Below are 14,178 nucleotides of genomic sequence, written 5' to 3' on the forward strand. Positions count from 1 at the left end.
TTTAATTAAGTACTGTGAGTTGATTGGGAAGGGTTACAATAAATTTGGTCCCTTTGCCCAGTTCCGATTCAACGTTAATGGTACCGTTAAGCTTATCAAGGGCTTCTTTAACAATATACAAGCCAAGCCCAGACCCTTTGGAAGTCTTAGTGGCCCTGTAGAACATTTCAAATATTTTTTCCTTATCCATTGTGTCAATGCCAATACCGTTATCTTTAATATGTATCATGGCCTTGTCTCTACTACATTTGATAGCAACCCTTACAAAAGGCTTTTCTTTTGAGGGATCTTTATATTTTATGGCATTGGAAATAAGGTTGTTCAAAACCACGTTAACCCTTCTTTTATCCGAAACAAAATTCATGTCCTGCCGTATGTCTACTTTCAGTTTTATTCCCTTGGCTCCATCCATGTGTTTGTGCCCATTTTCAATGTCTTGAATGATCTCCTTAAAATCGATGGCTTCTTGTGCTACCTCGGTACGCGCATTGCGCGAATACTGCAAGATGTCTTCAATAAAATCATCGAGTTTTATAATGCTTTTCTTCATCATGTACATCTGTTCTAATTCAACAGTGTTTCCCATTTCTATGTCGTCTAAAATCAAATCTGACAGGCCTATCAATGATTTTAATGGGGATCGCAAATCGTGCGAGGCACTATATACAAAGCGGTCTAATTCGCTGTTTGTTTTTTTAAGCTGTTGGTTAGTAATATTCAACTCTTTTGACCGTTTTTCTATCTCTCTGTATTGTTCTTTGAGCTTTTCCCTTATTTCATTTCGTTCATGAATATCAACAATGCTAGCATAAATCTGTGGTCTTTCGTCCCCAGGTATTAAGGCAAGGTGCACTTCACACAAAATATTTTTTTTGTTGGCATCACAATGCATCCATTCAAAACTCACTCTTTCGCCCTGCATTGCTTTTTCAATATACCTCATTGCTTTTTCTTCTGATAGACTGCCATCCAGTTGGAACTCCGGGCTAATATCTGCAGGTCCCTTTTCAATAAATTCTTCAATGGAATACTTGAACAATTTTACAGTGTTCTTATTCGCTTTTGTAAATTTTAATGACATTAAATCAAGTACTAAAATACTTTCAGGTGCATTTTCAAAAAGATCGCGAAACCTGTGTTCACTTTTTTGTAGTCTAGCTTCTGCTTTTTTCAGTGCTGTAATATCTCTTATCAAGGACTGTGTCCCTTTAATGGTTCCATTTTCAATAACTTGAGCCACTCTCACTTCAACCCATATCCTTTTACCATCTTTCCTAATACCTTCGTATTCAAAAATATCTGGGACTTCTTCTCCTGCCACCCTAAGGGTGTGCCTGTCGAGAAGCATTTCGCAATATTCCGGCGCTACATAATTTTCCAATATAAGGTTATCGACATCGGCTTCTACCAGGCCAAATATTTTTAAAAATTTCTCGTTGGCAAATATCACTTTTCCCACCATATCGTCAACAATAAAACCATCACTCATTTTATCCAATAGGGTTTTATATAACTGCTTACTTTTTTCTGACTCTTCTTCTGCTTTTTTTCGTTCAGTAAGGTCGTGAACAGAACCAATAAGTTTGATACAGTTACCGGTTTCATCAAAAATGGGGGCAATACTTACTTCTCCAGTAAGCCGTCTTGGGTAATCGCTTACTTCTTCCCACCGTACTATTCTCTTTGTCCGGATGGCTTCCTTGCATTTCTCATCCACCAAACTTAACAATTTTTTTGGGATGACATGTGTGATTTTTTTTCCAACTACCATATCATAATCTAGCTGGGTTATTTTTAGAAATGCCGGGTTTACAGAATTAAACCGGTAGTGACCATCTTTCTCCACGTCCAAAGCAAAAATAACATCTGCTACCGTATTGAATATGGTAGTGAGTTGATTTTCCCTGGCAGTAAGTTCCTCGGTTCGCACCTTTACTTTTTGCTCTAATTCAATATTAAATTGTTTAACTTCCGTTTCCAATAGTTTTTGCTCGGTAATATCATTTCTTATCACCATATATTGAAAGGGCTTCCCTTTTTCATTTAGAAAAGGTATTATAGAAGAATCTACCCAATAGATGTCTCCGTCTTTAGTTCTGTTTTTCATTTCGCCCCGCCATGGCTTTCCATTGGCAATGGTGGTATTTAAATCCGTTAAAAGTTCCTGGGTGTTAAGGCCCGAACTTATTATTTTGGGATCCTGTCCAACTAATTCCTCGCGACTGTATTTTGAAATTTTGCAGAAGTTGTCGTTCACAGATTTAATAATACCGTTTTGGTCTGTAATAGCCACTATGGAAGATTCGTCTAAAGCATATTTATAATCGGAGACTTCTTTTAAACTTAACCGAAGTCTGTGTTTTTTTTGTTTGCTTTCCGTAATATCCCAATTGGTACCAATCATTCGTAGCGGGTTGCCATCTGCATCAAATTCAACAATCGCTATCGCCCGTAAATAATGAATAGATGAGTCGGGCCATATCACCCTGTATTCGGTGTTGAACTCCTTGTTACCTTGTATAGCCTCCTTAATTTCACGATTGCAACGCTCCCTATCATCGGGGTGGAGTCCCTGTTGCCACGATTCGTAAACATTACCAAAGGTTTCGGGAGTACGACCATAAATGGTATACATTTGATTATCCCAAATAAGTTCATTATTGACAATATCCCAGTCCCATATGCCTACCCCTCCAGTACGAACGGCAAGCGACAGTTTTCTGTTCGCTTCAAAAATCTTTTCTTCGGCTTCTTTTATATGTGAAATATCGATCCAGTTACCTACTATTTCAATGGGTTTTTCCTGCGCATCATATATCAGTTTTAATGTATCGCTCATCCAGTGATAAGTGCCATTTTTATACTTCCAACGGTAATTGTGCTTATGCGTTCCTTCTTCAAAAAGTGTGGTGAGTCCGTTAAAAACCTTTTCCTTATCGTCGGGATGAATGTTGCTTGCCCAAAAATTGGGATCACTAATATAATCTTGAGGCGTATAGCCTGTAAGTTCATTCACATTTTCACTTATAAAAGTGGCACCAAAAGGGGCTTTGGCCTCACAGGTATAGGTGATGGTAGTGGTAGATTTAAGTAAAAAATGCAAACGCTTTTCCGAATTAAACAACGTTTTTTTCGCCCGTTTTGTGGCTTTAAGTTTATCCGTGATCTTTTGGAGGGTTTCCAGCGCATTCTTATGCAGACCAGCGGCTTCATCCAATAGGTGACCCTGATGCTTCAATGCTTTATTCGCAGATAACAGATGTGCTGTCAGTTCCTTGTTTTTTTTAACTAGGAGCTCATCATGTTTATTTTTTGCCATATGTTGCTACTTAAATGATTTTATGAAAACTTTTCAAATCTTCATTACAATTTTTCAATTTGTGGTAAAATACTTTTATTTTTCGTCTCAAATGGTTTTTAATTTAACTCTAACACTATTTTTTTGTTTTTTTAAACTCCGATCATCTCTGGAAACTCGGATTTATTAAAAAAAATCAGCTCCCAATGTCTTGCTCTTTTTCTTGAATATGGAAAATGTATAGTTAGTGACCATAGTATTTGGTGAGTATAGCTTCAAAAAAAACCAAATACCATCATTGTATCGTTCATTGTAAATAAGAAGAATAGAACTAAGAATTTTATTTTGTTTTAAAAATAATAATAAAAATTAAACAAAATAGAAATCGATTCATAATATATTATGAATAGTTAGCTTTTTAAAACTTCATAACAATTTTTCAATTTGCGATAAACACCTTTTATTTTTCGTCTCCAATGGTTTTTATCTAACTCTCTAAATCATTTTTGGTTTTTTAAACTTCCATCATCTCTTGAAAATTCGATTTATAAAAAAAATCAGCTCCCAATGTTTTGCTCTTTATTAAATCCTGGAAATGGGTAGTCTGTGAACATAAAGACCGTAATGTATGATGTTTCCTTTTAATCTGTTCCAAAACACAAAGGCCTCCATTACCCGGCATCAAAATATCCAGGATGATTGTATTAGAGAATTTGCCCTAATAATGTCTATAGCACTTTGTGTACATACTGCTTTATATACCTTAATTAATCCCATGAATGATTTGTAAAAACAATATCACTATCAGCATCTAAAATCATTAAGGAATCTGGGATCGATTTAATAATACCAATTATAATATGTATGTACTTAAACATTTTAATAGTTTTGTACGAAAGATATTCCTTTTTAACTATCTTATTTGATATAATTAGAAATCTTTTAAGTAAAATATGGTGTATTAGTGCTTAGCTTAAACACCTGCTTGGTTTTATACTATTATATTTTTGAAAATCAGCAAGTTAGTTAAAATGACAAATTATATTGAACTCGTTTAAACTTTTTGTATTGAGGTGAAAATCAGTCATTTTGTGACCAGTTGAAGGCTTTTTGAGTTACATAGCATCGCTACGGAACGAAAAAAAATAAAAAATAAGTTCATTTATAGGATAGTGTGAACAAAATACCAATCAACTTAACTCACTCCAAACAGGTGCATGAGGCTGTCTAAAAACTGATTAACCCTTGTCGAACTGAGCATTGGTGAGAAACAATAGATATTTTGTTTAGAAGGCACCCAAGCGTAGCTTGTCGTAGTTTTAACATTTTAAAAACCAAAGTATCTCGACTTTAGTTTACCCTGAGCGCAGTCGAAGGGCTCAAATATGACATTCCGAATAAATCCCCACTTTTAGACAGCCTCGATCAATACAATTAACTCATGCTTTTTAAAAAAACCGGCTAATATAGCATTATAATCTATCAATCCAATGATTCAAGGATGTTTTTCAGGTTTTATTGGATTAACGGCGTAAAAAACTACTTTGCACTCCTGAATGCTCAAGATTAGATTTAAGTGCCAAAACATACCAATAGCACCAAAAACCAACACGAGAGAGTTCAATCGTAGATTAAAGCATTTAAAAAACTAAAAATTATAAAATATACTGTTTAACCTTATTACCGTTTATAAGCGTTTTTAATATTGCAAAAAGCAGGCTTCTGGTCAGGTTTGGGACTTTGAATTCAAAGGCCTCCGCAATGTTATCTTAATAACATGTATTATCAGTTTCAAAACCAGCAAAAACATGAACCCAAAAATTATACTATTTATGAAGCCACTACATTATAACATACAAGGTTTAATGATCCTCCTAATAGCTTGTATGCATAGCCTTGGTGTGGCCCAAGTAAAAATTGGAGACAATACCACTACAATGAACAGTAGTTCACTACTGGAAATGGAAAGTACCGATAAGGGGCTATTGATCCCTAGAATGACGGAAGCGCAACGCACGGCCATTGGTACCCCATCAACGGGTTTAATGGTATTTCAAACAGACCTTCCTTCAGGTTTTTATTTTTACAACGGCACAGCATGGGAAATTATGCATGCAGACACATCAAATACCCATATGGCTAACAAGGGTCTTAATGTTGTGGGAAAGGGTGCTGGATCAACTAAAACTACAACAGTTGTGATCGATAACATCGTAGCGGAACAATTTGGCAACAATGATGAATTATATTTTGATATTTCCGGTTTCACAGATTATGCGGATGGAGACGTATCGATTAATTTGATTTTTATGACCATGGGTGCAGAAACCGGTAAAATAGTCCGCTGGAATGCCATCTATAAATTACACATAGAGGGAACATCGGTTTCTGGAACCACTGGAATTTTAGACTCTGGTGATCTTGCTGTAGACCCTGGTCAATATGAGCAACAAGAAACTGCGTTTATGATACCAGAAGCGACATTGGCTGGCGTAGAATCTATTCATTTTAGAATTAAGAGAATAGCTACTGCTGGAGGAACAGCACCTAGTGCAGGACCAGCTGTTTTACACGTTAACGTTCAGTATAATGCTACTAGATAATTGCCACATCCCTCCTATTAACTTAAAAACTTACTTGAATGAAAAAATATTTACTTTTATCGGTTCTTTATTTTAGCTGTATATTCTTTGGCTTTCCCCAGATTGTCAACATGGGGGATTTACACATAAACCCATTGACAGTCGTTTATTTTGGAAGTGATTACACCAATAATGGTGTCCATAATAATGAAGGCGATCTTTATTTAAACAGTCACTTTATAAATAACGGAACCACATCGTCAACTTCGGGAACCACTTTTTTTAAAAGCGCTGTAAATAACACACTCACTATTTCGGGCACTACGGCTTCTATCCATTTTTATAATTTGGAAGTCAATGTCACCGGTATTAATAAAAAAGGGGTCTCTGTGCCAGATGGTTTTGGACTGTATGTTGAAAATTCGCTGATTTTAGAAAGTGGAGATTTACGCTTGGTTGGTGATGCACAGCTTGTGCAAACCCATACCGGTGCCAGTGCAAATACTGCGGTTTTAGGAACATTGCTGAAAGACCAACAAGGCGTTTCTACCGCTTATGCATATAATTATTGGGCATCACCTGTTACTAATAGCGGGAGTTTTTCCATGTTGGGCGGTCTTTTTGATGGCACCGACGCCAATGTAAACCCATTTACGCCACAACAAGTGTCGTTTAATATGGGATCTCCATTTAATGGAACGCCATCAATCACAGATGGTGGCGGCACCGTAACCACGCCTTTGGAAATAAGCACTACTTGGCTATATACATATTCTCGTGGAAGTGGCAGTTATGCCGATTGGATTCAAATAGACGAGAACAGTACTTTGGCTCCAGGAGAAGGGTATACCATGAAAGGCACCAATACCGTTGACCCTCTTCAAAATTATGTGCTTAAAGGAACACCCAACGATGGCACCTACCTGCTTCCAATAAGCGCGGGAGAGTCTTCCCTTATTGGAAACCCCTACCCTTCCGCTATCGATTCCCATAAGTTTATAAATGACAATATGGCTTTGTTTAATGGGACCTTATATTTTTGGGTCGATGGGAGTTCCATGTCCCATAATTTATCCGATTATTTAGGGGGTTATGCGACTCGGAATTTAACAGGCGGCACGCCACCATCGGTGGCATCTTCGCAAATTTCAGGAATAGGAGATGCCGGAAGCATTACGCCTCCCACGCAGTACATGTCGGTTGGTCAAGGATTCTTTATAGACGCTACGGCAACCGGAAACATCGTTTTTGATAATTCTCAAAGAGTTTTTAAAACGGAGAGCTCTGGCGATTCTAAATACTATAAGAGTTCTGCAAATAAAAAAACTGCTCCTGATGACAGTTATGTGAGAATAGGCTATGAAGACCCTGAAGGATTTCATAGACAATTACTTTTGGGATTTTTGCCGAATTCAACGGCCGATTTAAACTATAACCTTGGCTATGATTCAGAAATATCAGATGTTCGGGAGGATGAGCTTTTTTATATTATCGATGATAATTTAATGAAAAAACATGTTATACAGGGGGTCGGGACTTTTGATGAATTGTATGAATTTCCTTTAGGTTTAATCATTACCGAAGCAGGGACACACACGATTATGTTGGACGCTGTCGAAAATTTTAGTGGTCCCGTTTATATCAAGGATCATGTCTCGAATACAACGCAAAGTTTAAGTGCATCCCATTTTGACCTCAACTTAGCCCCAGGAGACTATTTGGATAGGTTTTCTATCGTTTTTAAACCCCAAGAAGTTCTTAATAACGACGCGTTCGAACCAAAAAATATAAGGGTGAATTATGATGGAATGGACAACATCAAAATTATCAATAAAAAACAAATAAAATTAATTGATATTTCAGTTTTTAACATACTGGGGCAAAAAATAATCGACATGAATCCGGATGTATTGACCCAAAAAGACATGACCATTCCATTGCCTTATAGTGACGGCTTGTATTTAGTAAGAATTGAATCATCACAAAGTAAAGAAACCTATAAAATTTTAAAACATTAAAAAGCAATGCTTTAAAGTGTTCTATGTTTTAAATAAGATGTTTCTGACTCTTTTAGGATTATAGATTGAATAATATCACAAAAATAATTCGATAAAATACATATAAGTCCGATATAATACACTATGTTTGTATTCTACCCAAATCATTACCATCACATTTTTTAAAATGGAAAAGGTTTGGCCCTAACTAAAAAATAGCCTATGACTAAGTCTTTTCCTTTAAAAGATGAGTATCGTGCGGTACTCCAAGAGCATCCGTACTTATATGATTGGTTAACAGATGATATACTTTACGGCGTTTGGTATTGCAACTTTAAAAAACCCACAGAATTTTTTATAAATGATTCTTTTAAGAAAACCTTAAACTACCCTACTTCAATAGTTGAAGAACCGTCAGAGGTATTTGCTGACATTTTAACCCCATTGGATAAGGAAAAGATTGATAAGGAGGTACACGATTGCCAAAAAAGTATTTCCGATCAATTTGATACCATTTTTCAGTTTAAGGATTATCTGGATGAAACCATAGATCTACAAGCCATAGGAATAACTATTTTCGAAGAGTCTGGAGACAAGAAAGGCTTGATTATAAAATTTTTGAAGCCAGAAAAAACCGAAGGATATAGTTCTAATTTATTGAATAAAATTCTTGCTTTTAAAAAATTACACAGCATTTACGATGAGACCAATGAAATTGCCAGAATAGGCGGCTGGGAGGTAAATTTGATTACCGAATCGGTTACTTGGACTAAAGTAACAAAGGATATTCATGAAGTAGAACCAACTTATAAACCCGATTTAGCTACAGGGATCAATTTTTATAAGGAAGGTCATTGCCGAGACCTGATAACCAAGTTGTTTAATAAAGCAGTAGATGAAGGGGTTCCGTTCGATGCTGAGCTTAAGATAATTACTGCAAAAGGCAACGAAATATGGGTAAGAACTTTTGGCAAACCTGAATTTGAAGATGGAAAATGTGTCAGGATTTATGGCGCATTTCAAGATATAGATGAAAAAAGGAAGCAGGAGCTGCAGATGAAGGAAACCAAGGAACGTTTCGAAAAGATTTTCACGAATTCTTCCATTGGGATACTTCTTGTCAATACGGATAACAAGGTTTTAATGGTCAACCATGCGGTCCTTAAAACTTTTGGCTTTAACAAGTCTGATAATGAGAAGGTCCTGAATATGACCTTTAAGGACATGATACATCCTGATGACCTGGAAGAAGCAAAATTATATCGACAAAAGTTGCTGGCGGGAAAAATCAACAGTTATAAGACCGAAGCCAGATATTATACAGCCAAGGGGAACATGATATGGTGCACCATATATACTTCTATGGTACGTGGCTATGAGGACTCTGATGATCTTATCATAACTCAAGTAGAGGATATTACAGAAAGGAAGGAACTGGCGCGGATTGCATTGGAGAATTCCAATAAATTTATGAATGCCTTTGAATATTCGCCTAATGGAATGGGAGTTGTTTCTATTAACGGTGAATGGCTTATGGTCAATAAAAATTTATCCCAAATGATCGGGTATAGCAAAGAAGAACTTTTGCAACTAAGATCAAAGGATATCACGCATAGGGATGATTTATATAATGACACGGAATTTTTACGGGAGTTAATAAATCAAGAACGCGAGTCGTACGGTATTAATAAGCGGTACATACATAAAAATGGTAAAATAGTATATGGTTTTTTAAATGTTTCTTTATTAAGAGATAAATATGGTAAGCCTACTTCTCTAATTGGCCAAGTTGTGGATATGACTGAAAGTGTAAAATCTGAGCGGGTATTAAAAAACACCTTAAATGATCTGCAAAACCTTCTCGCCGCCACTACACATGTCTCTATAATAGAAACAGATCTTAACGGCATAGCCCGAAAATTCAATAAAGGTGCTGAAAATCTTTTGGGATATAATGCAGCGGATGTCATAGGCGCCTTTAATGTTGGGGCATTGCACGACCCCACAGAAGTGGCCAAGAGGGGTATGGAGCTTTCAAATGAATACAAAGAGGAAATAAAGGGTTTTGAAGTATTTACATACAAAGCAAACATAGGAGAACATGACTCTAGCGAATGGACCTATATCCGTAAAAATGGTAAAAGGTTCCCTGTACAATTAGTGGTTACTGCCATTAAAAATTCCGAAGGGGAAATAACCGGTTATTTAGGGGTAGCAACAGATATATCCAAATTAAAGATGATGGAAGCTTCCTTGGTGAAGTCCAAACTCAGAGCCGAGTCTGCCAACAAGTCTAAATCTGAATTTCTCGCCAATATGAGCCATGAGATAAGAACGCCGCTAAACGGTGTGATAGGCTTTACCGATTTGCTGATGAGAACCAAGCTTTCTGCGGTTCAGAAAAAATATATGCATACCATATTTAATTCGGCAAATGCCTTGCTGGATTTATTAAATGACATACTCGATTTTTCAAAGATCGAAGCTGGTAAATTGGAAATAAACAAAGAAAGAACCGACTTGGTCCAGCTTTGTGGGCAGACTATTGATATTATTAGACATCAAGCACACGAAAAAGGATTGGAAGTGATACTGAACATCCCTCCCAATACAAAAAGGTATATCCAAGCAGATTCAGTGCGTTTGCGACAAATTCTCACGAATTTGCTGGGCAATGCCGTAAAATTTACCAAAACCGGAGAAATTGAACTTAAAATAGAAACAGAGCCAAACCCCAATAACAAAAAGGAAATGCTTTACAAGTTTTCCATCAGGGATACAGGTATAGGCATTGCCCCGAAGAATTTAAAGAAGATCTTTTCTGCCTTCGATCAGGAAGATGCATCCACCACCAGAAAATATGGAGGTACCGGCTTAGGTTTGACCATTAGCAATAAATTGCTCGAACTAATGGATACCCGTCTCCATGTCGAGAGTAAATCGGGCTCTGGCAGTACCTTTTCATTTGTGGTGAATTTTGAAATCGAGGACCAGAAAAACCGTAAAGTTACATTGGCTAAAACGATTAAAAATGTGTTGGTCATTGATGATAATTCCAACAACCGTACTATTTTAGAGAGCATGTTGGCCATTGATAAAATTGATTCAACCTTGTTTGCCAATGGCATAGATGCCATTGAATGTTTGGAAAAGGGAAACCCTTTTGATCTGGCAATAATAGATTACCATATGCCCTATTTAAACGGCCTGGATTTAATCAGGCATTTTAGGGAAGAATTGGCATTAACCTCAGAAGACCTTCCTATTATCCTATTGCACAGCTCGGGGGAAGATAAAAAAATTCACGAAGCATGTAAGAATCTGGATGTGCAATTCAATGTGGTGAAGCCCATCCAAATGAATAATCTGTTTGAATTGATTGACAACATCCAAAACCCAACCAGAAAGATCAGTCAGCATACGCCTGCCGAACAAGGTGTGAATCTACACCTGTTTTCCCCTAACATATTGGTGGCAGAAGATAATCCGGTAAATAAATTTTTGTCCAAAACCATCATACATAAAATCCTCCCCAAGGCAACCATCCATGAAGCAAATGATGGCCTTGAGGCTGTAAAACTTTATGAGACAAAAGACATAGATCTTATTTTTATGGATATACAAATGCCAAACATGAGTGGCTTTGAAGCCACTAAACGTATAAGGGGCATGGAAAAAAGTGGTGAGCACGTACCTATAATAGCTTTAACAGCAAGGACCGTAAAGGGTGAAAAAGAACGCTGTATAAAAAAAGGCATGGACGATTTTATTACCAAGCCCGTGATATTGGAAAGAATGAAAACAGCCATTATTGAATTTTTGTTAGAGCCAGATAAACAAAACCATAACAACAAAAAAAACGTAACTAAAAGCAAAGCTATTAATTGATGATATTTATTGACCTAAAACGAACTATAATCAGTGCACACAAAATATTAAATAGACCATGAACCTACAAAACCAATCCTTAAAACAAATCAAGATTTTACTTGTGGAAAATGATGCTGAACATACAAACACCTTTCTTCAATTGGCAGAGGCACAGGGCTGGATAGTTTTTACTTGCCACGGTAGTATGGATGCCATACGGTGGGTAAAGGATAATAATATCCCAGATTTAATGGTGATTGATAAAAATGCATTACCGTTGGATGGCTTTCAAACACACGATTATATACAATCGGAACTAAAAATTAGTGTACCGGTCTTAATTTCCTGCCAAATAAATGCAACGGCTAAGAAAAATAATAAGAAGTTGCTGAGTTTTATAAATAAGCCATTTTCGGAAAAATCCATTGTTCTTATAAAATCAAAACTTAAAGAACTGGGTCAGCCAACAGATATAGAAGATAAAGACTATTCGCTTGACTATTTAAGGGATTTATCTGATGGCAGTGAAGAATTTGTCCTAACGTCCTTAAATATTTTTAGGGATTCGGTGGCGGTTAAATTAATGGAAATAAAAGAAGCACTTGCAATTAACGAATTTAAGACGGTTCGTGAAATAGCACATAATATTAAACCCTCTTTTGAAATGTTGGAGAGCACGATAGGCAGTGATCTTTGCAATGACATTGTTTATAAGGTTGCTGAAGAAGAAATTTCTGGACTGGTGGAGCAATTATTTCAACTATTCTTAACAATTGATGCACAACTTCAAAAAGATATCCCAAAATTCGCTGAAGCATGAAACATCCATAACTAAAAGTTCGATACCCAAGAACAATGATTAAATGGCTGTTACGTGTGACCAATAAAAAACAATAGATATAAACACATGAAAAAAAGAATTCTGATCATAGAAGATAATCCCATGGTAGTAAAATCATTGGAATTTAAATTAATCAAGGATGGTTATACTGTAATTATCTCTGAGGATGGCAGGGATGCCATGGAAAAATTAAAGACCGAGGATTTTGATTTAATCCTTACCGACCTCATGCTACCATTTATTTCTGGTAGCGAAATAATAGAATATATAAAACAAAATATACCTGGACTGCCTATTATTGTATTATCCACATCGACCCAAGAGGATATAATCACCGAGGCCTTTACAATGGGTGTAGAAGATTTTATTACCAAACCCTTTAGTCCTAACGAGCTATCTCTTAGGGTAAGAAGGACTTTAGCTAACATTAATTAAAAACATACATATGGCATAACATTAAATTAAGATTTAAACGACCCCCAAGTCAACTAAATACCTAACCTATGAATTTTTACACCTTAATTTTTGAGGCATGGCCCTTTATCTTAAAATTGAACTTTGTTTTGAGCATTTGTTTTTTGTGTATCTCATTACTGTTAATTAGCGCTGTGTATTATCAAAGATTGAATAAAATTTTAAAGCTTAAAAGAAGACAGGCTTTGGAACACATTTTATTGAATTTTATAAACGCTTATTTATTTGATGAGGATTTTGATAAGGATAAGGAAGTGTTTATGCTAAAGGAAACGCACTTGCATACTGACTTTCATCTAAAAATAGCCATTAAACAGCTATTGATGTTCAATGAAAACCTTAAAGGGGAATCCACAGGGATGATCAAGGCACTTTTTAAGTTGCTCGGCCTTCATGATTATGTAATGAAAGATTTAAAAACCAATAGTTGGCAGAGAAAAGCAAGATCCCTTTATGTACTTTCCCAATTATCTATTAAAGTACCTGATGGGTTAATAGAGCCCCTTATTAACGATAAGCGGATTGAAGTTAGACAGCAGGCTATACTATATATATTGAATCTATCGGAAACCAACCCATTGGGTTTTCTAAACAAAATAGATAGTTCATTAACATTGTGGCAACAAATTTATATTGAGAATAGTTTAAAGAACGCCTATAAAGGTGACATTCCCGATTTTTCTCAATGGATACATCACAGGATGTCCAGTGTGGTTAGGTTTTCAGTAAGAATGATGGCAGAATTCAATCAATTTCAGAATATCCCAGCACTCATGACATTAATCGAACATAAGGAAGAGACTATAAGAATGGAAGCCATACGGAGCCTTGGCAAGATGCAGCATACGGAACTATTACCTAATTTAGTTTCTAGATTTTACAATGAAACACATGCCATAAAACAGGAAATACTAAGGACCATAAGATATAATGGCACCTATAAGCAGTTATTATCTTTTCGTTTAGGGATGTATCAGGAAAAAGACAGCATAAAAGTCAACTATTTTAGGCTTGAACATTATTTTAGGTCAAAATTATCTGTTAACTTGGACGGCATAGATTCAACTCTAAAAAAACCCTTGCTGACCACATAGTTTTTTCAGTTTTTAATAACGG

At 36.1% G+C, this 14,178-nt stretch carries 7 protein-coding genes; 6 read left to right on the top strand and 1 reads right to left on the bottom strand.

Translation table 11 applies throughout. The annotated features are described in order from the left end of the window. Position 1: 1 nt before the first annotated feature. A complete protein-coding gene (locus FAF07_RS17510; RefSeq protein ID WP_142786335.1) occupies positions 2-3,319 on the bottom strand; it encodes a PAS domain S-box protein in 3,318 nt (1,105 codons plus the stop codon). Between the two features lie 1,811 nt (positions 3,320-5,130). Between FAF07_RS17510 and FAF07_RS17520 the strand changes: the two genes are divergently transcribed. From FAF07_RS17520 to FAF07_RS17545, 6 genes are all read left to right on the top strand, one after another. Further along, positions 5,131-5,901, top strand: coding sequence for a hypothetical protein (locus FAF07_RS17520; protein WP_142786337.1), 771 nt, complete (start codon positions 5,131-5,133; stop codon positions 5,899-5,901). 38 nt (positions 5,902-5,939) lie between these two features. Further along, positions 5,940-7,898 (top strand): T9SS type A sorting domain-containing protein, encoded by a 1,959-nt coding sequence (locus FAF07_RS17525; RefSeq protein WP_142786338.1) that lies wholly within the window; start codon positions 5,940-5,942, stop codon positions 7,896-7,898. A gap of 201 nt (positions 7,899-8,099) precedes the next feature. Beyond that, entirely contained in the window at positions 8,100-11,765 is a 3,666-nt protein-coding gene (locus FAF07_RS17530) for a PAS domain-containing hybrid sensor histidine kinase/response regulator (RefSeq protein ID WP_142786339.1), read from the top strand. 58 nt (positions 11,766-11,823) lie between these two features. Then, on the top strand, positions 11,824-12,567 hold the full coding sequence (locus FAF07_RS17535) for a response regulator transcription factor (protein WP_142786340.1): 744 nt from the start codon (positions 11,824-11,826) through the stop codon (positions 12,565-12,567). Positions 12,568-12,654: 87 nt separating this feature from the next. Next, the gene (locus FAF07_RS17540; RefSeq protein WP_142786341.1) at positions 12,655-13,023 is read left to right on the top strand and encodes a response regulator transcription factor; all 369 of its coding nucleotides are present in this window, start codon (positions 12,655-12,657) and stop codon (positions 13,021-13,023) included. A 188-nt stretch (positions 13,024-13,211) separates the two neighbouring features. Beyond that, positions 13,212-14,156: a HEAT repeat domain-containing protein gene (locus FAF07_RS17545; RefSeq protein WP_142786342.1), complete on the top strand. Its 945-nt coding sequence runs from the start codon at positions 13,212-13,214 to the stop codon at positions 14,154-14,156. Positions 14,157-14,178 lie beyond the last annotated feature (22 nt).

Source organism: Changchengzhania lutea (assembly GCF_006974145.1).
Lineage (GTDB): Bacteria > Bacteroidota > Bacteroidia > Flavobacteriales > Flavobacteriaceae > Changchengzhania > Changchengzhania lutea.